General features: G+C 77.7%; 1 protein-coding gene and 1 pseudogene. Both read right to left on the reverse strand.

The features are described from left to right. Positions 1–256 precede the first annotated feature (256 nt). Positions 257–436 carry a 50S ribosomal protein L32 gene (gene rpmF / locus GTW08_RS00630; protein WP_161151242.1) on the reverse strand — a complete coding sequence of 60 codons (180 nt, stop codon included), beginning with the start codon at positions 434–436 and terminating at the stop codon, positions 257–259. Further along, positions 436–766 (reverse strand): annotated as a pseudogene (locus tag GTW08_RS00635) (GTP-binding protein); the annotation flags it as partial. The pseudogene GTW08_RS00635 and the gene rpmF, both read right to left, overlap by 1 nt.

Consider the following 766-nt stretch of genomic DNA (forward strand, 5'->3'; position numbering starts at 1 on the left):
GAGCCGGGCCCGCAGCCGCAGCCACAGCCGCCCCATCGCCGACGGGCCGGCCGCGCCGCGCGCCAGCCGCTCCGTGCGGTACCGGTCCGCCTCCTCCCGCAGCCGGGCCTGCCGCTGCTCGGCGAGGGCGACGAGATGGTCCATCGGGATGTGCGTCATCAGCATGACGACGACACTGCGGCTGAGGGGCCGCCCGGGGCATCGGGCGATCACGCCGTCCCGCGGGCCGCCCGGGGCCCGCGGGTAAGGGGTGCCCTCAGCCCCGTCCGGCGGGCGGGGACAGCAGGCCCCGGCGGTAGGCCGGGACGAGGGCGCGCGGCACCAGGTGACGGCGTCCCTCCAGGGTGAGCGGCACCAGGTCGGGTGTGGTCGCCTTCCACTGCGACCGGCGGTGCCGGGTGTTCGATCGCGACGTCCGTCGCTTGGGAACGGCCATCAGAGGTCTCCTTCTCGGTCGGAACGGACGGTGGGGTCGTCCAGGGTGGCGGGCCCCACGGGCTCGGACTCGGCGCAGGGCTCGTCGTGGGCCCAGCCGAACGGGTCGGGCAGGGCGGCCCAGGCGTCCTCGCCCGCGGCGATCTCGGCGTCGGTGAGCAGCGCGGAGCGCAGGGCGGCGTCGATCTCGTCGGGGTCGGCGTCGTGGCAGATCGCGACGAGGTCCTGGGCGCGGTCGCCCCAGCGCGGGTGCCAGGCCAGGGCCGCCAGCGCCCGGCGCTGGTCGCCGGCCTCGGTCCACGCCTGCTCGGCGGCGCCGGCCAGCCAGTCG

The sequence above is a fragment of the Pseudonocardia sp. SID8383 genome (assembly GCF_009864975.1).
Taxonomy (GTDB): Bacteria; Actinomycetota; Actinomycetes; order Mycobacteriales; family Pseudonocardiaceae; genus Pseudonocardia; species Pseudonocardia alni.